The sequence below is a fragment of the Ornithobacterium rhinotracheale DSM 15997 genome (assembly GCF_000265465.1).
In the GTDB taxonomy this organism is placed as follows: Bacteria; Bacteroidota; Bacteroidia; order Flavobacteriales; family Weeksellaceae; genus Ornithobacterium; species Ornithobacterium rhinotracheale.
In genome coordinates this window covers 1,220,405-1,238,106 of the sequence record NC_018016.1, presented here as the reverse complement: position 1 = coordinate 1,238,106, position 17,702 = coordinate 1,220,405, and the positions used below count along the sequence as shown (strand labels likewise).

At 39.3% G+C, this 17,702-nt stretch carries 28 protein-coding genes and 1 pseudogene; 20 read left to right on the top strand and 9 right to left on the bottom strand.

What is annotated here, in order from left to right:
• Positions 1 to 6: 6 nt before the first annotated feature.
• On the bottom strand, positions 7 to 372 hold the full coding sequence (locus ORNRH_RS05835; RefSeq protein WP_042275259.1) for a hypothetical protein: 366 nt from the start codon (positions 370 to 372) through the stop codon (positions 7 to 9).
• 148 nt (positions 373 to 520) lie between these two features.
• Between ORNRH_RS05835 and ORNRH_RS05830 the strand changes: the two genes are divergently transcribed.
• The 12 genes and pseudogenes from ORNRH_RS05830 (at position 521) to ORNRH_RS05780 (ending at position 6,791) form a co-directional block, all read left to right on the top strand.
• A complete protein-coding gene (locus tag ORNRH_RS05830; RefSeq protein WP_014790964.1) occupies positions 521 to 847 on the top strand; it encodes a hypothetical protein in 327 nt (108 codons plus the stop codon).
• Positions 848 to 930: 83 nt separating this feature from the next.
• Positions 931 to 2,955: a hypothetical protein gene (locus ORNRH_RS05825; RefSeq protein WP_014790963.1), complete on the top strand. Its 2,025-nt coding sequence runs from the start codon at positions 931 to 933 to the stop codon at positions 2,953 to 2,955.
• Between the two features lie 11 nt (positions 2,956 to 2,966).
• Complete coding sequence (locus ORNRH_RS05820) at positions 2,967 to 3,848, top strand: AAA family ATPase (RefSeq protein WP_014790962.1); 882 nt, start codon at positions 2,967 to 2,969, stop codon at positions 3,846 to 3,848.
• Positions 3,841 to 4,500: a P-loop NTPase family protein gene (locus tag ORNRH_RS05815; protein ID WP_014790961.1), complete on the top strand. Its 660-nt coding sequence runs from the start codon at positions 3,841 to 3,843 to the stop codon at positions 4,498 to 4,500. Before ORNRH_RS05820 ends, ORNRH_RS05815 begins: the two co-directional genes overlap by 8 nt.
• An 11-nt stretch (positions 4,501 to 4,511) precedes the next feature.
• Positions 4,512 to 4,868: a hypothetical protein gene (locus ORNRH_RS05810; protein ID WP_014790960.1), complete on the top strand. Its 357-nt coding sequence runs from the start codon at positions 4,512 to 4,514 to the stop codon at positions 4,866 to 4,868.
• The gene (locus ORNRH_RS05805; RefSeq protein WP_042275256.1) at positions 4,846 to 5,109 is read left to right on the top strand and encodes a hypothetical protein; all 264 of its coding nucleotides are present in this window, start codon (positions 4,846 to 4,848) and stop codon (positions 5,107 to 5,109) included. Before ORNRH_RS05810 ends, ORNRH_RS05805 begins: the two co-directional genes overlap by 23 nt.
• Positions 5,106 to 5,264: a hypothetical protein gene (locus tag ORNRH_RS12325; RefSeq protein ID WP_014790958.1), complete on the top strand. Its 159-nt coding sequence runs from the start codon at positions 5,106 to 5,108 to the stop codon at positions 5,262 to 5,264. Before ORNRH_RS05805 ends, ORNRH_RS12325 begins: the two co-directional genes overlap by 4 nt.
• A gap of 44 nt (positions 5,265 to 5,308) precedes the next feature.
• Positions 5,309 to 5,425, top strand: a pseudogene (locus tag ORNRH_RS12170) (nucleoid-associated protein); the annotation flags it as partial.
• Positions 5,426 to 5,430: 5 nt separating this feature from the next.
• The gene (locus tag ORNRH_RS05795; protein WP_014790957.1) at positions 5,431 to 5,625 is read left to right on the top strand and encodes a hypothetical protein; all 195 of its coding nucleotides are present in this window, start codon (positions 5,431 to 5,433) and stop codon (positions 5,623 to 5,625) included.
• Between the two features lie 5 nt (positions 5,626 to 5,630).
• Entirely contained in the window at positions 5,631 to 5,828 is a 198-nt protein-coding gene (locus tag ORNRH_RS05790) for a hypothetical protein (RefSeq protein ID WP_014790956.1), read from the top strand.
• Positions 5,829 to 5,877: 49 nt separating this feature from the next.
• Positions 5,878 to 6,114, top strand: a complete 237-nt coding sequence (locus ORNRH_RS05785; RefSeq protein WP_014790955.1) for a hypothetical protein — start codon at positions 5,878 to 5,880, stop codon at positions 6,112 to 6,114.
• On the top strand, positions 6,111 to 6,791 hold the full coding sequence (locus ORNRH_RS05780) for a DUF3164 family protein (protein ID WP_014790954.1): 681 nt from the start codon (positions 6,111 to 6,113) through the stop codon (positions 6,789 to 6,791). Before ORNRH_RS05785 ends, ORNRH_RS05780 begins: the two co-directional genes overlap by 4 nt.
• A gap of 128 nt (positions 6,792 to 6,919) precedes the next feature.
• Here the strand turns inward: ORNRH_RS05780 and ORNRH_RS12165 are convergent, their stop codons facing one another.
• On the bottom strand, positions 6,920 to 7,075 hold the full coding sequence (locus tag ORNRH_RS12165; protein WP_155814503.1) for a hypothetical protein: 156 nt from the start codon (positions 7,073 to 7,075) through the stop codon (positions 6,920 to 6,922).
• A 49-nt stretch (positions 7,076 to 7,124) separates the two neighbouring features.
• On the opposite strand from ORNRH_RS12165, the gene ORNRH_RS05775 reads away from it, so the two are divergent.
• From ORNRH_RS05775 to ORNRH_RS11590, 5 genes are read left to right on the top strand one after another with little or no spacing between them, the layout of a single operon-like run.
• The gene (locus tag ORNRH_RS05775) at positions 7,125 to 7,316 is read left to right on the top strand and encodes a hypothetical protein (RefSeq protein ID WP_014790952.1); all 192 of its coding nucleotides are present in this window, start codon (positions 7,125 to 7,127) and stop codon (positions 7,314 to 7,316) included.
• A 10-nt stretch (positions 7,317 to 7,326) separates the two neighbouring features.
• Positions 7,327 to 7,485 carry a hypothetical protein gene (locus ORNRH_RS12160; RefSeq protein WP_014790951.1) on the top strand — a complete coding sequence of 53 codons (159 nt, stop codon included), beginning with the start codon at positions 7,327 to 7,329 and terminating at the stop codon, positions 7,483 to 7,485.
• A complete protein-coding gene (locus tag ORNRH_RS05770; protein WP_014790950.1) occupies positions 7,482 to 7,946 on the top strand; it encodes a hypothetical protein in 465 nt (154 codons plus the stop codon). Before ORNRH_RS12160 ends, ORNRH_RS05770 begins: the two co-directional genes overlap by 4 nt.
• A 5-nt stretch (positions 7,947 to 7,951) precedes the next feature.
• Complete coding sequence (locus tag ORNRH_RS05765; RefSeq protein WP_014790949.1) at positions 7,952 to 8,284, top strand: hypothetical protein; 333 nt, start codon at positions 7,952 to 7,954, stop codon at positions 8,282 to 8,284.
• Positions 8,281 to 8,706 (top strand): hypothetical protein, encoded by a 426-nt coding sequence (locus ORNRH_RS11590; RefSeq protein WP_014790948.1) that lies wholly within the window; start codon positions 8,281 to 8,283, stop codon positions 8,704 to 8,706. The genes ORNRH_RS05765 and ORNRH_RS11590 overlap by 4 nt, the downstream gene beginning before the upstream one ends.
• 305 nt (positions 8,707 to 9,011) lie before the next feature.
• On the opposite strand, the gene ORNRH_RS05755 is transcribed toward ORNRH_RS11590, so the two are convergent.
• From ORNRH_RS05755 to ORNRH_RS05725, 7 genes are all read right to left on the bottom strand, one after another.
• Positions 9,012 to 9,443, bottom strand: coding sequence for a hypothetical protein (locus ORNRH_RS05755; RefSeq protein ID WP_014790946.1), 432 nt, complete (start codon positions 9,441 to 9,443; stop codon positions 9,012 to 9,014).
• Positions 9,444 to 9,446: 3 nt separating this feature from the next.
• Entirely contained in the window at positions 9,447 to 9,971 is a 525-nt protein-coding gene (locus ORNRH_RS05750) for a phage virion morphogenesis protein (RefSeq protein ID WP_014790945.1), read from the bottom strand.
• Positions 9,972 to 10,077: 106 nt separating this feature from the next.
• Complete coding sequence (locus tag ORNRH_RS05745) at positions 10,078 to 11,286, bottom strand: phage head morphogenesis protein (protein ID WP_260182317.1); 1,209 nt, start codon at positions 11,284 to 11,286, stop codon at positions 10,078 to 10,080.
• Between the two features lie 167 nt (positions 11,287 to 11,453).
• Positions 11,454 to 12,752 (bottom strand): phage portal protein family protein, encoded by a 1,299-nt coding sequence (locus ORNRH_RS05740; protein ID WP_014790943.1) that lies wholly within the window; start codon positions 12,750 to 12,752, stop codon positions 11,454 to 11,456.
• 2 nt (positions 12,753 to 12,754) lie between these two features.
• A complete protein-coding gene (locus ORNRH_RS05735; RefSeq protein ID WP_014790942.1) occupies positions 12,755 to 13,165 on the bottom strand; it encodes a hypothetical protein in 411 nt (136 codons plus the stop codon).
• A 3-nt stretch (positions 13,166 to 13,168) separates the two neighbouring features.
• The gene (locus tag ORNRH_RS05730; RefSeq protein WP_260182316.1) at positions 13,169 to 14,740 is read right to left on the bottom strand and encodes a hypothetical protein; all 1,572 of its coding nucleotides are present in this window, start codon (positions 14,738 to 14,740) and stop codon (positions 13,169 to 13,171) included.
• On the bottom strand, positions 14,688 to 15,152 hold the full coding sequence (locus tag ORNRH_RS05725; protein ID WP_014790940.1) for a DNA-binding protein: 465 nt from the start codon (positions 15,150 to 15,152) through the stop codon (positions 14,688 to 14,690). The genes ORNRH_RS05730 and ORNRH_RS05725 overlap by 53 nt, the downstream gene beginning before the upstream one ends.
• Before the next feature lie 177 nt (positions 15,153 to 15,329).
• Here ORNRH_RS05725 and ORNRH_RS05720 point away from each other — a divergent pair, with 177 nt between their 5' ends.
• Genes ORNRH_RS05720 through ORNRH_RS05710 form a run of 3 tightly spaced genes read left to right on the top strand, consistent with a single transcriptional unit; the run spans position 15,330 to position 17,674 of the window.
• Positions 15,330 to 16,262, top strand: coding sequence for an HK97 family phage prohead protease (locus ORNRH_RS05720; RefSeq protein ID WP_014790939.1), 933 nt, complete (start codon positions 15,330 to 15,332; stop codon positions 16,260 to 16,262).
• Between the two features lie 11 nt (positions 16,263 to 16,273).
• Positions 16,274 to 17,215: a hypothetical protein gene (locus tag ORNRH_RS05715; RefSeq protein WP_014790938.1), complete on the top strand. Its 942-nt coding sequence runs from the start codon at positions 16,274 to 16,276 to the stop codon at positions 17,213 to 17,215.
• A gap of 51 nt (positions 17,216 to 17,266) precedes the next feature.
• Positions 17,267 to 17,674, top strand: coding sequence for a hypothetical protein (locus ORNRH_RS05710; RefSeq protein WP_014790937.1), 408 nt, complete (start codon positions 17,267 to 17,269; stop codon positions 17,672 to 17,674).
• Positions 17,675 to 17,702: the final 28 nt, after the last annotated feature.

Genomic DNA, 17,702 nt, shown 5'->3' with positions numbered 1-17,702 from the left:
AAGCGTTTAATGTTGGCTTAGTGCGATTGCTTCTAAGAAAATTTTCAAATCATCTCTATGTTGTAGGTCTGGAAGATTATCACAAGCATAAATCGGATTTAAATCAACAGGTACAAGCTTATACTTACGAGTTAAAATATCTACCAGTTTCTTCAAGGTGTTATTGTTACCGACATTCAGAGGTAGCAGTAGTGGGTAGAACTGATTATATAAGCTACTACCAAGCTTGCCAAGGGCAATGTGGTTTTCCGCAGCAAATTGGTAAGTCATCTGAAGATAATCAGCGTTAATTGTTTCAAAATTAATTAATGAAATTTCGTCAAATACATTGTTTTCACCACTGAAAAAGAAAGTTTTAGGATGTAGAAGCATATCACTATAATTTTTGATTAGACACCACAAATTTAGTGAGCCGTAGCACGGCAGGCAAATAAAAATGCAAGAGTGCTACTATTCCCGACAGGCAGGCACCGAGGTTCGAGCCCTCGGCGGGAGCACAGAATTTTAAAAATTAAAGGAAATGAAATTAATTAAAAATTTAAAAGAATTAGAAGTAGGAAAGTTTTACAAAGGTAAAAGCAATGATTACTATAAGTTTTCTAGCTTTAATGGTATGGCTGGAGCTGAAGCCATTTCATTCTCACTTAGCGATTATGGTAAGGGGATGGAGGATTATATCAGTCTTGATACACCTTGGCTGGAAATAATCTTTAAGGAATGCGGAGGGCTTGTAGAAATCTCAGAAGAGGAGTTTTTAAAAGCCTTTAAAAAATTCTGTAAGCATAGAAAAGAGATTTTGAAACTTGAAAAAAACACACTCAAAATTGCAGAACTAAGTCTACTATGAAAGTACTGAGAACCTTTGAGGAAGATTGGGAGATTTTAGTAGAGAAAATCATTAAAGCGGTAAACGAAGATTAAACGAGAAAAATGTACGCATATCAAAACAACATAGTGTCTATACCAGCCAAATTACTTTATGAGGATTGGGCGATAATTTCCTATGATTATTATAAGGTTTTATGCCGCAGAGGAAAGCTAGTCCGTACCAAAGAGGGGCGTGGGCAAGACAACCAAGCGTGGGTGTCTTTTCACGATTTGCCCGTGGTAAAAGGTATCAACCTAAAAGAATATTGTGTGCGTGCACTGGGCAGACCAGAGGATAATTTAGTAAGAAATCAGCTCGAAAAATACATTTTACCGGATCCCAAAGCCATTGATTTTTTTGCACAGCATAGAAAGCCCAACGGCAAGCCTTTGAAGTTTGAAAAACAACGCCAAAAGGCGACTTCTGCCATGATTTTAAACGCTATTGAAACCATCTTTAAAGATAGAGTGGCAAGCAATAAAATCTTTGGAAAAAAGAAAACACAAATCTGGCAAAACATTAGCGAAGCGGTAAATGGTCTGAATACCGAAAAATGGCATTATGATTTGCCGAGCAATGCTCGCAGCTTGCAAAGAAAATATAATCAATATCTAAAAGACAGATATATGGCTTTTATTCATAAAGGCGAAGGCGGCGTGAATGCTCGCAAGGTAAATGAAGATATTGAACGCCTAATTATTGGGCTGTACTGCATGCCAAATAAGCCCTATATGAGCAGCACTCATGATATGTATTTGCAGTTTATGGGCGGGGCACTTGAAGCCTACGATGCGCAAACAGGCGAAATCTTTAACCGCGAGGATTTCTACGATGAAAATGGGCAAATGGTGGAGCTTTCCGAAAGCACCATTAATAACTATTTGAACAAGCCAGAAAATAAAATCATCATAGAAAAGTGCCGTAATGGCGCCTATGATTTTAGCCAAAAATCACGCCCACATGTGCACCGACACGCTCCGCTGTTTAGTATGAGTAAAATCACACTAGACGACCGCGATATAATGCACCACAAATTGCCAGATGGCTCAAAAGTAATGGCGTACTATGCCTTTGATTCGCTTTCTGGGGCAATGATAGGAATAGCCCACAGCAAGAGCAAAAATCAAACTTTGTTTTTGGATTGCATTCGCAATATGTTTCAGTTTACTACAAGTTACGGGCTAGGCGTTCCTATGCAAATGGAAGTAGAGCAACATTTAGTAAGCGACTTTTCGGAGGGGCTAATGAAAGCAGGTGTATTGTTTCCATTTGTCCGCTGGTGTAACCCTACCAATTCGCAGGAGAAAGAAGCTGAGGGCTTTATCCGCGTTAAGAAATACGGCGTGGAGAAAGATAGACACCAGAATGTAGGTCGCCACTATTCACGCAACGAGAGCAACCGCGTAACTCGCCAAAAAATATTTGATGAGGCAAACGATAACTACAAAGAAGCAAAAGCCACTTATGAGCAAATTGTGGCTTGGGAACTGGAAGAACAAACTTTGTATAACAACGAGCTACACCCGAACCAAAGAAAATATAAAGGCAAAACACGCCTTGAGGTGTTTTTGGAAAATGTCAATCCGAATTTACCAAAATTGAACAAAGCTCTTTTAGCGCAATTTATCGGTAAACATACCAAAACCACGATAAGAAGAAACCAATATGTGAATGTGCAATATGAGAAATACCAGCTACCAACGCCACAGGTGCTTTCTATGCTCGCCCCGAATAATTATCAAGTGGACGCTTATTTCTTGCCAAATGATAACGAAGAAAAAGAGGTGTATTTGTACCAAAACGGCGAATACTTATGTACTTGCAAGCCTGTCCCTGTATTTAACCGAGCCAATGTAGAGTGGACAGATGAAGACGCCAGAAAGTACCAAGAAGCGATGGCTTACATTACTAAGTTTGATGCAATGACCAGACGATTAAGCGAAGAAAAATTGCCAAAAATTGGAACAATGAAGCCCACCGCCGCCATAGAGGTAGATTTTGAAGTAGTTGAGGAAGCGCAAGAATTAGAGTACTCATATACCGACACAACAATAAACCAACGCAATAGAGCCATTAACGATTTATAAAAACATAACAAATGATAACCACAGAGCTAAAAAAACGAATAATTGAAGCCGTTAAAAATAATTTACCAAATTACAAGAATGCTGAAAAGCACGCACAGGCATTGGGCGTAAATTCTAGCCAGTATTCTAAAATTTTCACGGGTGGAGATGTAGACTACTCTTTGGCCGACGCGAAATGGATAAACATAGCTAGAAGATTAGGCGTTCAGTTAAAAGAAGAAACACCATGGGTTACCGTGAAAACTGAAACATACGAGTATGTGTATAGTCAATTAGAAGCCTGCCAAACGCGCAGTATCTCGGCTATCCTTTGTGATTTGGCAGGTATCGGGAAAACACACACGGCAAAACAGTATGTAAAAGAAAATCGCAATGCTATATACATTGATTGCTCTCAAGTGAAAAGTAAACAGAAACTCATTAGAAAAATAGCGCAAGAGTTCGGGATAATTTATACTGGACGATACGCAGATGTTTATGAGGATCTTGTTTTTTATGTCAAGCAATTAGAAATGCCACTTGTGATATTAGATGAGGCTGGAGATTTGGACTATCCTGCGTTTTTAGAGCTAAAAGCTTTATGGAATGCTACCGAGTACGCATGTGGCTGGTATATGATGGGTGCTGATGGTCTGAGAGAAAAAATCAACCGGCAAAAGAACCTAAACAAAGTGGGCTACACCGAAATATTTGACCGCTACGGCAACGATTTTAAAAAAGTGAGCCCCGATGTAAAAGAAGCTTTGGAGGAGTTCTATTTAAAACAAATAGCACAGGTGTCAAAAGCTAACCATTCGACGCTAACACCAAAGCAAATGTTTGCCAAAACGAAAGGCAGTTTAAGAAAGGTTAGAATTGAAATTGAAAAACAAAGATTATTAAATAATGGCTAAAAGTGAATTAGAAATACCCCGCTACTACACCCACGAAGATATTGAAAAAGCAAGATTTAATGAATTTGAATTTACTGGAGAGTGGGGGAGGCATTTAGGTAAGCCAGAGCGTACAGGTAGTCTTTTAATTTATGGTGGTTCTGGGCATGGCAAAACAACCTATGCGCTCCAGCTAATGAAGTATTTGTGCAGCTTTGAAAGAGTGTTTTACAATTCAGCGGAAGAGGGCTTGAGAGCCAGTTTTAAACGCTCTGTCAATCTGAATAATCTAAAAGAAGTCGCTGGAAAGTATGTAATGCAAAAAGAGAAATACGATGATATGGTAAAACGACTAGACAGAAAAAGACAGCCTAAAATAGTTTTTGTTGATAGTGTGCAGTATGTGTTCAGAGGTAAAAAGGATACAGACTATTTTGAACTTATAGAAAAATTCCCAGAGACATTGTTCATTTTCATTTCTCAGATGCAGAAAGGGGAGCCTAAAGGTGCTATTGCCGATGCTATTAAGTGGGATGCCCAAAGTGTAATAAGAGTAATAGACTTTAAGGCTTATATAGAAAAATCAAGGATTGGAGGCGATGAGCTTACCCCTTACACCATCAACAAAAATAAAGCACAAGAACGAGAACTTAAATTGTTACAAAAAGGATAAATAAAACCACTATGATACACGAAATTTTACACTTCAGTTACCCGCAATACGATGGCTTTCGTGATGCGTGTTTTTACGAGTATTGCCAACAGCTTAGCCAAGTTACGGCTTTCACGGCACGAGAGCTTTATGGCAATGATTTAATGCTGAATTACTTTCAAGATATGTGGCTTGCGCATGTAGAAAAGCAGTTTTTGCACGACAATAAAGATTTAATTGTACGACTGGATGAGCCCGATCATTTTTTGAATGTTTTAGAGACTTACATAGACGCCATTTACGATGAAAAGGGCGTGAAAATGTACCCCTCAGCCATTTTAAACGAAATCAAAAAACAAAAGAAATATGAGAAGAAAAAACTGGTTTAATTATATGGATTTGCGCCTTGTGCTACGATATGACAGCGAGCGCGAAAAGTGCTTGAGCTACGGCGAGAGATTGAAACTGCACGGGGCTATTCATGTTTTTTTGAATGAAGAAATTCCCACTTTAAGCGAAGATTTAGACCAAAAAGTTTACAATATTTTACTAGAAGCACACAGCTTAAAAAATAAATTAGAGGTTGAACCTATAAACGAACAATGGCACGAAATAATTATAAATCTATGAGCAATAAAATTAAAATTCAGCGCGTGCATAGCCAGCATTATGTAGTAAATGGCAAAGCATTTATTCAGAACGAACAGGGCGAATGGGTAACGCCTTTCGACACGCCAACAGAAGAAGAAAAAACAGCATTTAAAAACTTTTTAAAACAATTTTAAATATGGGAAAACTTAAAAAACTACTAGAGGGAAGAAAATTAATAGTCTTGAGACTAGATAAAAACTTCCACATTTATTTGCACGGAGATAAAGAAAAAATATCAGAGGGCGAAGATGAAAAAGGAACATTCATAAAACTTTATTTCGAAGAATTAAAATAAAAAAAATGAACGAAACAATAACAAAAAAGATGGTTCAAGAGTTTTTTCCGAAAGCATCAGTCAAAGAGGAAAAAGACACTTTCAAAATTCACGCAGAGGAATTGAAACTGGAAGATTTAGCAGAATTTCACTACACCTACAGCAAGTTTGGAACCTTGAAACGCAGCGGAACAGGCATAACATTAACGATTAAAAAATAAACACAATGGAAAAATTTGCAATTATTCACGATAGCGCAGAGCTTGGGCAAATACTAATTACAAAAGATTTTGACCTAGATGAAAATCAACCCGAAATTAAAGTTCAATTTGAAGATGACGGAGCGAGGATTTCTTTTAATATAGGCGTAAAAACGGAAGAAACAGCAAAGAAAATGTTTGAAAAATTAAGAGCAAAGAATTAGCAATTGAGATGGTAGAAAGAATTATTTCAGAGGCACAAAAACAAGAATTATGAGCGAAAAAGATTTAAAAAATAGACTAAAGGAGATTTTTCCAGAAGCATCTATTACAGAAGATGAAAGATTTGTAAAAGTTCATCAGAATGAATTTAATAACGAATCACTAACCAAATTATACGCTACGCGCGAAAATATGGATATCGTCGGTAATTCAATCATCAAGCGTTCAGGGAAAGGTGTAACCCTTAGAATTAATAAAGAAACTTTTAAAAAACAATCAATAAAATGAGCTTAGAAAATTTAACCACAGAAGAATTGGCGGCGGAGCTTAAACGCCGAGAGCAAGAGAAAGCAGGCGAAAGAAAAGCCTACAAAGATTTAGTAAACGAAGAATTACCGCGAATTGCGGGAATGTTGAAGACTTTAAGCCAAAACATTAGCCAAGTCAAATTGTTTGCCTTTGAGAACTTAAAAATATTGTTAGAGACTAAAAATGAAGTTTTTGGCGTAAAAGATACGCAGCAGTCGCACACCTTTAGTGATGAAAAAGGCAACAGCATAACTTATGGTTTTCGGATAATTGACAATTGGGATGATAGCGTAACTGCCGGTATTCAGAAAGTGAGGGATTTTTTGCAAAGCCTGGCAAAGGATGATAACTCTGCTAATTTGGTGAAAGTAATCCAAAGGCTACTCAAGCAAGACAGCAAAGGCAATTTGAAGGCTAGCCGAGTAATTGAACTCACAAAATTAGCAGAGGAAATAAACAACGAGGAATTTCTTGACGCTGTAAACATTATCCGCCAAGCTTATAAGCCACAGCGTTCTGCCTTTTTCGTAGACGCTAGCTATACCGACGCACAGGGCAAAAAAGTGAATATTCCGCTTTCAATTTCAGCGGTTGATTTTCCAGAGGGGACGAATGTAGATGATTTATTTCCAGTAAACGAAAAATACGAGGCGTAATGGCTTGGATTGGTTTTATCGCCACATTTTTCGTGGTAGCGGGATTTATACTCGGCATTTTTTTATCGGACTTTGACGATGATGATAACGACTTTTTAAACAAAATATAAGTTTAAAATTCTTCATAGTTACCCAGACAAGCAGACACCGATGTGCAAGTCATCGGCTGGGGCAAGTAACACAGGATAAAGTGATGACTCACGATTGTTTCTGCTACTCGATGGCTGTCCTAAATCTACCAAGAAAATGCAGTCAGAAATCTGGTAAGGTACCCCGATTGGCAAGCTCCGAGGTTCGAGCCCTCGGCGGGGACAAATTAAAAAACAACAAAATATGCCACGCAAAAGAGAACGAGAAAAAGCACTAAAATTTGAAGGAGTTAAGCTTACTCCAGAAGCCGTCAGAAAGCTGGAGCGAGACAAAGCCTTGAAAGCCTTGGCTAAAGCAAAAAAATTAGAGCAAGAGAAATTTCAACTCGGATTTAAATATGAACGAATAGATAGTAAAACTTATAAATTGAAATAAAGATTAAAAAATGAAACTATATAAAATTTACCTTTCAGAACCCGACTTTGTAGATAGAACTAGCTACGAAAAGTATGTGGCAGCAGAGAGCCTAGAAATGGTAGCCAAACGCTTTCCAAATGCCGAGAAAATCGAATTTATAGACACTATTTTTATTATTAGAGAATGAAAACAATAGAAAAAATACAACAAATAGTGGCAAATAAAGGTGTTTCGGCGGTTGATTTGGCACTTAATGTATCGGCGATGAGCGATGGCAGAACCACCTTGCTGGAGGAGCTTAACGAAAAAGAGCTAACCCTTTTGCTTAAATGCTATGCACCCAAGGCTAATTTAAATGATTATGTAACACATTTAGAGATTGAAGATGAGAAGAAACGCCTGCGTTCTATTGTGCTTAAAATAGCTACTAAAATTGGCGTTCACAGCTCCGAAAGTTGGGCGCCATTTAATAACTTTATGCTTAAAAGTAGCATTCTGCATAAGCCTTTAAAAGACTATGATTTAAGAGAATTAAAGGAACTAGTAAAGCAGTTTAAATCTATGGAAAGGAAAGAAGATACTTATCGCAAAGTAGCAGGTTCTAAGCCTTGGTTTAGAAAATTAGGGGGAAAACCTAGCGAAAATTAAAGACTATGAAAAAAGTAACAATTAAACTAAATCCTGCGCATTTAAATGCTATGCTTATTGCACTAGAAAAAGTGCCAACAATAACTGGGAAAGCTCCAGCGCAAATGGCGGTGCAAAGCATATTTGATGAACTACTTACTAAGCTTTTGAAAAAGCAAGTGGAAAAGAGAAATGAACCACAAAAGAAAGAATTTAAGCTTATTCTGAAATATTACGAAGCTTACGCGCTTTCAGAGGTATTAATGAGGGTTAGAGAGCTATTACCTCATGATTCTTTTTATGAAAAACATTCCGTTTTAATGATTAATTCTCAAATTTTTGAACAATTACAACCATGAAAGAAAGAATTTTTGTAATGACAAGTCCTAAATTTCAAGGCTCCGTCACCTACCACTACGCAGAAAACGGCTATTTAAAAATACTGAAAATTGAAGCGCAAATGGATGCGCAGACGCATGGAGAACTATTACAAAAGGCAACGCCGATACGCATTGGTCAAATGCTAGAAATGAAAAAAGCCATCAAGTACGGCAAGATAGAAGAAATGCCCGCCGATTTAAGTTTTGAGCGGTTCTGGAAGACTTGCGGCAACTTTGCAGGCAAGAAAAAACGCTGTGAGCAATTATGGGAGGCTCTGAATGATACCGAACGCACCCAGTGCTTAAACTATATAAGCATTTACAAAAGCGCCAAGTCCCGCGACGGAACCGCGCTGGCTTACCCAGAAACCTACATCAACAATCGTGTGTGGGAGAGTTGATAAAATGATAATAAAACCCTAAGTTGCGTAATAACTTAGGGTTTTTTATTTTTGTGGTATGGCAATCAATTCAAAAGGCAGAAATACAGGGCTGCTCCGTTATCGCAACGAAAAACTCGTAGCGCGCTATTATTATTACTCCCACATTTTGGAGTATAAATATTCGCGTTGTATGGAGGCTTTAAGCCTTGAATTTGACCTTACTCAAAATCGCATAAATGCCATTATTAACAAGAATTCTAGTAATCTATATAGGCTGGAGCGCCAAGGTGTAGATGTGCCGGCATTGCGCAAAATATACCCGTTTATGGTGTGGCACAATCCTCCTTCCAGCCACAAGAATAACGCTCGGCAATTATCCTTAAACCTTTTCTCAAAGGTTGCTCCGTAACGCTTATGCGTGAAAAGGTTTCGAAATGCGCATCCTCGTAGCCTTGCAATTTTCTGTATATTTTTTCCGACAAATCTAAATAAGATAACGCCTGCTCTCTGCGCTCGTCCTCTGTTAGCGAGTCCGTATCCCAGTGCTTATCTACAATGGTAAGCGTGAAATCTGCGTTTATTTGCTGGAATACATTATGAAAGTCGTCGGAACTTATAATGTTAATTCCAATCAATACAGCGGGATAATCAAGCGGTGGTTTGCTCTCGAATAGCTGCCCATAGTTTAAATCAATATAATTTATTTCTGGGATTTCTTTTAGCATTTCAAAGAGTTTTAAATAGAGTTTTTTCATGGTTTAAATATTCGTTATTTTCTTAGCTTCTAATTTTATGATTTCCTTAATTTTATCGGCAAAAATAGGGCTATCGTTAAAGTCTCCGATAAATTGTCGCTTAGGGATATTCATTTTCATATTTCTTCTATGGGCTTTTACAAAGTATTCTTTTCCTTTTTTAGACTTTCGGCGATGCTCTCCCACATTTTGTTCTACAACGCCAGAAAACCCAAAATTATGTGCGCGGGCATAGGGGACATCACTACCGATAGTTATCGTTACCCCATTGGCTTTGGGCTCTATTTTGGCGTTTTCCTTATCAATACTTCGTCGTAAATTACCGGTATTGACAAGCAAACTCCTTTCATTTTCTTTGTCTTTTCTCGGAGCCCAAGGCTCTACGCTACTTCCTTGCCAACTTTGCTGGTCAAAATTTTCTTTGGCGAAAAGTAAAGCCTCGTTTGCTATTATAATTGGCAAATCATCTAAAAATTGATGCGTTCTTTGTTCTATGGCACGCATCACCTGTTCTAAATTTCTATTCATTTGTTTATTATTTGGTTTAGTTTTTGTATATTTGCAAGACAAGTCGGAGCGGTGCAAACCAATCCGCAGATGAATGCGGGCAAGTAGGCAATCTACTTGCCCAAGTTTATTTTTTATCAATAAATTGTGCAAATTTTATTTTAAAGTCATTTGATGGAGTCATTAAAGCAGTAACTCTGTCAATTCTCCAAACTTTTCCATTAGCAAATAAAATCACAAATTCTAATTTGTCAAATTTCTTAAAACTTTCTTGTAATTCAGAAGCCGCTCGTTTTTTGTTTTTTACAGAAACATTATTTATTTCTCCAAAATTCATCACTAAACAAGCCTTGTCAAATCCTCCCAATTGTTCACTATCATAAAGCTTTCTAACAGAATTAGTGATGAAATTTTGAGGTTTAGTGTCTTTATTTCTATTGGTAGCATCTCCAATAATTCCATCAATCCTAAATTCGGGATTTTTTCTACCCTCGAGATGTGCTAAAATATCTACTTTGGCTTTGTGGTCGTCCACTATAAGTTTACCCAAGTATAAATTTGTAGGTAAATCTTTTAGATCGGGATTAATGTTTACTCTCAATACACCCTCTGTTTTTTCGCTTACATATCTAGAAACAAAACTTTGTTCTTCCGACATTAATTCTCCTAGAATAACCTTTTGTTCGTCTTCTGTAAAGTATTCATTTAGCTTTTCAAAATACAGGCTATTTTCTGCAAATATCTTTCCGGTAATCCCTATGTTATTTCTGAAATTTTGAGGAATATCGGGTGCTTTTATTTGTTCGTTCGGTGTAGGTTCCTCATATCTTACGGCTTCCACATCTGTACGGCAATTGAAGTGATTGGGAGGAAAATGCGTTTTAAGTAATGGATGATCCCATGGCACTACTACACCATGCAGAGGCGCGCAAATATCGGAGGTATGGTTATCTTGAACGACAAAGAATTTAGCATAAGGGTATATGTGTTTTTCTCTTTGAAATCTTTCCCATTTTGCCGCCATGCGAGCACTGGCTACAGCCGTGTTATACTCTGTTTTTAAATAACGAGCTGAGCGGTCAATGATTTTTAGAGCTTCCTTTCTAAACTCATTCCAGCTTCTCACTTTTCCATTTGGAGAAATAAGTGCGTTATTTAGTGCAATATTGTCAGCGGTATTTTTAGCCATAGAAAACTCCCAAACATTGTCTTTCATTTTTTGGATAAATGGAGCATTTTCAATTTTTAAATCCTCATTTATGATAGGTTTTATTTCCCCCTCTACCCCTTGCCATAATTTGTTGAAAGTGGCTCGAACGACACCTTTATGCCGCAAAGAATGCTTGTTTTTTTGCAAATACATTTCTTTCATGAGCTTTGTAAATTCCTGCCTAAATTCGGTATCAAATCCAGCGGAAAGATGGGCTTGTTCAACTTGCCCACAGCAACCTTTATACTCTTTTTCCAGAGCCTGCCAATCCAGCTCCTCGTATAGGCTAAGTTCTACCGAGGAGCGTGGGCGAAAAAATCCTTTAGCTTGTCAAATAAGGATAAATCTTTGGCTTGTACTTTTTTGACTTTGGGCGTGTTTTTTGGTTTGTTTTTATGTTTTTCCTTAGGGGGGTCATCCGTTTGGATTTCCTCTTCTTCTGGTTCGTCTGCAGGTTCTTCTTGCTCTCGTTCTTTGCTCTTAGCCCCTCGAGGCAATCCAAATTCCTCATAGAAGTAATCATCATCTACACCATCGGCGGTAAGCTGATTTACACGCTCGGCAACACTTAATTTGTCTATGGCTTTTAAATCTTCTTTTTCGTCGATGAAATTAAAGAAGCCGCCCGCTACTGGATAGCCTCTTTTTTCAAGTCGCGGTTTAAGCTCTTGGTTTAAAAAGCGACGAACAAAGATTTTATCTGCTTTGTTTAGGTCGTTTTCTGTGTTGCCATGCACTTTTGCCTGAGCGAGTGAAGTTCCATCGGTGGTGGTCATCGTTTGCCCCTGTGCGCTGATTAATATTTGTTTGTCCCAATGCTCCAAAAACTCACGATGCACTGCGCCGTTGGATTGACTGGTTTGCAAGGTTTCTACCGAGCTTTTATTGCTTAAAACCATATCAGCCGCCGCCCCTCGTTTCCTAAACGATTCCTCCATTTCTTTCTGTCCATTTTCATCGTCGGGGTCGTATTTTCCGATGAGCTGCGGAATGCCAAACAGCTCGCAGAATTGCGCATAATCTGCACCTCCATTTCGTTTAAATATGGCGTAAGGTGCCGTGCGCGCAAATATCCCTAAGTCTTTATCATCGCCAATGTTTAAAATAAAATCGTTATCCTCGTAAGGAATGCCCTCATCGCTGGAGGTGTCTTTTAAAATTAACTTATGCAGCGTGTCAATGTGTCGGCGGTCGATACTTTGCACCTTAAAACCATTTGAAAAATCAAGCTCCACGATGGATTTGCCGTAAAATTTAGAAAGTAAAATTTCACGGAGTAATTTTTCAAATTCGGGCGTGTCTATCAAGTCCCAAAGCTCCTCTATCTCTTTGCCGTCTTTTTGAAAGGTGAGATTGGCATTCGTTATGGCGCGCACACGCTTGTCCATGGCTTCGTATAGTACGCCGTCCATTAGTAAGTTATTGTAAAGCTCCACGAGCTTTTGACGCCTGCCTCGATAAGCCTGCGAGATAGCGGTTATCCAGTTTTCAATATCTAAGGAGCTGTGCCTTTCGGGTTTTACCACTAGCACTTGGCTAATGTTTAAAGTCTTTTTTTGGCTATTCTTTTGTTTAAATCCAATTTTGCTCATAATTAGTAGTAGTTTTTACGCGGTGGGTTAGAATGATAGGAAAATGATTTAACGCCTTTTTCTTCTTCCATTAGTCTGGGAAGATTTGCTGGCATTCCTTTGTAAACGGCGGTAAGCCAATTCACAGCCTCTTGATAACGGAATTTCTTGTCTTCGTAATCAATGCCAGGTGTTGCCAGTGTGATGATTTCCCAAATCGCAATGTCTTTTATAAACTTAACCAGTAGCGGGCTTCTGTCGCAATCCGTGGCAGAGAAAATAGCCCCCGTGTCGTAGGTTTTCATCAGTTTGGAAGAAGCAAAATCAATGGCCATATCCAGTGCAGCGAGCGCGATGGTCTCGTCGTTTTCGATAATTCTTTTAAGCTTTGCCTCTCGGCAATGAGTCTTTAATTCTTCAATTTCTATAAACATGGTTTAATATCTTTTTTTGTTCTTAGCTTTTTGGTACACCTTGGGCGTGTGGTCGCCTTGTAAATTTTTGTGGTTTACAATCCACACGGCACCCTCCACGGCGTCTGGAGCGTCGTCGTGCGCTCTAGATTTTGGCGACAAGGCTAAAAATTGGAACTCCGTTTCTTTCATATCTTCTCGCCCTTTTAGTTCCTCGTTAAATATTAATTTGCCATTGCGGTTAAGCGGCTCTAAATTGCTCTCAATTCGGTAGAACTTCTCGGTTTTTTTACGCTCATCGGCTTTCAGCGGGAGTGTTATGTTATAGCGTTTGTTCGCCTTTTTAATCTCTCGTTTTAGGGGGTCGTCAATCCAAGGGTATTCAATGTAATAGTACACAGATACGCCCGCGCTGGAGGTTTTCTTATAGGTTTCGTAAAGGTGCTCCAGCATTTTGGCGGTAGTGTTTTTTTGACAAAACATATCAATTACATGGTACTCGTCTTTGTACTTGCCCACCAAAGCTGTCGCCTTAAAGTCTCCGTTTTTCTTGTAAGAGGGGTCGGTGTAGGAAACAAGGAATTTGTATTTTTTGAGTGGTAATACTTTACCATAGCTTATCTCCTTAAAAACTTTCCCCAAGCTGATAGGGTTATTAAAATATTCGCCCTGCACCGCTTGCGCCGATATTTTGGACAATGTTCGGTCGATATGCTCCTCGGTGTTTTTTTGTGGCCAAGTGGATTTGTTGTTTTTGTCCCGTATGTTTATAATATCCGTGTGGTCTGCCATTTCTATGGCTTTTTTGATACAGCAATAGTCGGCAATGATGTTTCCGTTAAACAGTACTGTAATAGGCTCTGAAACGGAACGAGTAGCGTATAACGCTTTTTCAAACCACGCCCACTTTTTATCCACGGTGTCTGGGTTTCTGCAGTCTTCATCCGTATCGAAGTCGTCCACTAGAATGGCGTCGGGTCTCACTTCTTCATTTCTTGATCCACGGGGCGAATTTCCTGCCCCCACAGCAATAAACATGGCACCTTTTCTTATTGTGAATTGATCATCTCTCCAGTTGCCGTGGTTTTGCTGAATGCCATAGTCGTGAATGATGCGCGTGTTACTTTCAAAAGCACTTTTAAACGGCGTTAAAAGGCGTTTAGCAGATTCATTGGTCGCCGAGGCAATGATGATAAACTTCTTTTTACCGGTGAGGGCTAAGTAAGTAAATTCCATCATGGCACGCGCTGATTTGGCAAGCTCACGCGACCATGCGCGCACCTCGTACCATTCCATATTTTCGGTAATTCTCTTGGTACTGGCTTTATGAAATGCCGCCGGTTCACATTTATAATACTTGTGGAAATAGTATTTAAACCACTCCTCGGGGTTTGCCTCTAAACGCTTTTTTCTGCGTTCAATTTCCGTGGCGGTTTCGGATAAATCCACGCTGGCTTTTTGGCGTAGGTTGGTATAATATCGCTCCCAAAACTCTAACGCCTTGCGGTCTTCGGGTGTTAATCTCTTGGTTATAAGCATAGCCTTAAAGTTTTGATTTAATAAATGCGTCGGTGTAGTCTGCCAATAGTTGGGCATCGTCTAGATTTTCAACCCGCACAAAATCCAAGAACTGCGTGAGCGCATTAATCATCTCAGGGAGTAGTGCTTTAGTTTCTAAATCCTTGATATTTTTAATCAGCTGATTTCTGATTTGGGCGGTTTTGTAATCGGCAAATCGGTAGCCCTCCTCTTGGCTTTGAATATAAGCGTTGATTTCCGCAAGCTCATCTTGCATTTGCACGAGTTGCTCTTGGCGTGTGAGTAAAATGTTGCGCTTTAAGCCCTCCCACTTCTCGGATTTAATCCACTCGGAGGCAGTGTTTACCGCTACGCCCACGCGCTCGGCTAGCTCTTTAATGCTGATGTTTTTTTCTTGCAAAAAGAGCATTTTAGCGTACTCTTTTTTTTGCTCTCTTTCCTTATTTGTCAATCGTCCTTTCTTTGCCATACTGTCAAACTTTTAAGGCAAAATTCCACTATCTATCAATGTTTGAGAAATTGCATTTTTATGATAGTGCTATTTTAAGAGTATGATGCATTGATTTTAGCACTATGATAAAATCATGATTTTTTTAGCCGTTTCGTTTGGTTGAATTTTGCCCTGTAAACGAAAAAATACCAAGCCATGAAATTCATATTAAACGATGAGCGAGTGACTAATTCCTACGGGTTTAGGGTTAAAACCGCTGGAATAAACTTAAAGCGTTTTTTGTCTAATCCTGTGTGCTTAAATAACCACAGAAATAACACAAAAGATGTATTAGGCAGTTGGGAGGATGTATCGGTTGAGGAGCATTTGCTTACAGCTACGCCCAAATTTGATACAGAGGATGTGGACGGAAAAGAAGTTGTGCGCAAGGTGGAGCGAGGCGTTCTCAAAGGTTGCAGCATGGGCTTTACTTTTAATCCAAAAGATATGGTGATGGAAAATGGCGTGCTTACACTTACTAAGTGTGAATTAACCGAAGCCTCCATTTGTGCTATCCCCTCTAATGCCGCCTCCGTTGTGTTATACAATCAAAATGGAGATACTTTGAGCGAGCAAGAAATTAAAGCCATTTGTTTACAAGCAGAAAATGAATATATCAAAACAAAAAATGAAATGAAAGAACTTACAGCACATTTACAGCTAGAAGAAAATGCAAACGAATCGGCAATTTTGAATGCCGTTAAAAGCATTGAGGCAAAGCTTACTGCCTCGGAAACGGAGAAAGTAGCCTTAAAGGCAGAAATTGATCAGTTGAAAAAAGCTGAAACCGAAAGACAAACCGCAGTACTCACCGCCGAAGTAGACAAAGCCGTTAAGGCTGGGAAATTAGACGAGGCGGGGAAAGCACCGATTTTGGCAATGCCTTATGAGGGAGCAATGGCATTACTTGCCGCCTTGCCAGCGCGCAAAAGCGTAACCGAACAATTAAAAGATAACGAGAGCAAATTGGCAAAATTTGACAAGATGACTTGGGACGAACTAGACAAGGGTAATCACTTGGCTACGCTCAAAGCCGAGCATCCGGAATACTTTGCCGAGCGCAAAAAACAACAATTTGGAACTAACTAAAAAAAGAAACTATGGGATTAGAAAGAGAAATTTGGAAAAAAACCATTGAGGAAAAATTAAAACAGGATAACACCTTTTTAAATCACATTTCCGATGTGTCTTCAGAAAACATTTTAGCGGGGAAAATCGTGCATATACCACAGGCTGGCGCGCCGTCTAAGGTGGTAAAAAACCGTAAGACTTTGCCCGCTGATGTGAAGCAGAGAAAGGATACAGAGGTATTGTATCAAATCGACGAGTACACTACCGACCCCGTGCATATTCCGCATGCAGAAACCGTGGAGCTTAGCTATGATAAACGCCGTTCTGTCTTAGACCAAGATATTGCGAATTTATCAGAGGAAGTAGCAGAGGGCATGCTTACCAATATGGTAGTGTCGCCAATCGGTGACAACAAGTCGCTACCTGTTAAAAACATTTTGGAGACCACAGGGGCAAATGCAAAACCATTATTAGAAAATGCCACTGGAAATCGCAAGAAATGGACGCTTAGCGACTTGCAGAGAATGCAGAATTTATTGCGCTCACAGAAAGCATGGAGCGAGGGCAATATGTACGCCTTGCTTCCATCAAATGCGCTTTTAGACTTATTCCCTGCGGATAGCCAGCTAACGGCTACTTATATGCAGTCGGTAACCGAGCAAGAGCGCAGAGAGGGCGTTATTTACAAGGTGCAGGGCTTTAATATTTTGGTGCGTTCTAGCGTGTTTGTCATGGCGCAAAATAAAGACTTCAAAGCCTTTGGTGCCGTGGTAGAAGCTACCGACAGCGAGGCGGCTATTTTTTGGAATAAGAACACGGTCGAAAAAGCCATCGGCGACCTTGAAACCTTTGAGCGTGTGAAAGATCCTCAGTGGTACGGCGATATTTACTCATTCCTTGTCAGAATTGGCGGAAGGGCAAAACGCAAAGACTTCGAGGGCGTAGGAGTATTAAAGCAAGCAAATGCCTAAACATTAACCCAGTAGTGGGCGCAAAAGCCCACTGCTTTAAACTATCAAATTATGAGTAAACTAAAAGCAATCACAGCAATCGTTTTAATCGCAGAAGCGGAGAAATTATTTAATAATTATCCGGATTTAAAAGAAGTATATCTGACCGCTGACGGGCAGGGCTTTTATGAAAAAGAAAAAGCCGAAAATCATGCAGCTTATTTGGAAAATAAAGAAGTTTCATTTTTCAAAAGAGAGGAAGTTTTGACCAACAATGAGGCTCCGAAAACGCCTGCAAATGAGGCGGACACAACACCTCCGGAGCAAGGCGAACAAACCAATGAAGATGAAAATGCAGAAGTGTCAGAGGCGGAGGCTGAAAGGGCTTCACTCCTTGCAATGTATGCGGAGAAATTTGGAAAAAAAGCGCCTCACAACATTGGCTTAGAGAAATTAAAAGAAGCCTTGAGAGAAGATTAAACAATATTTAAAACACATTTAAAACACA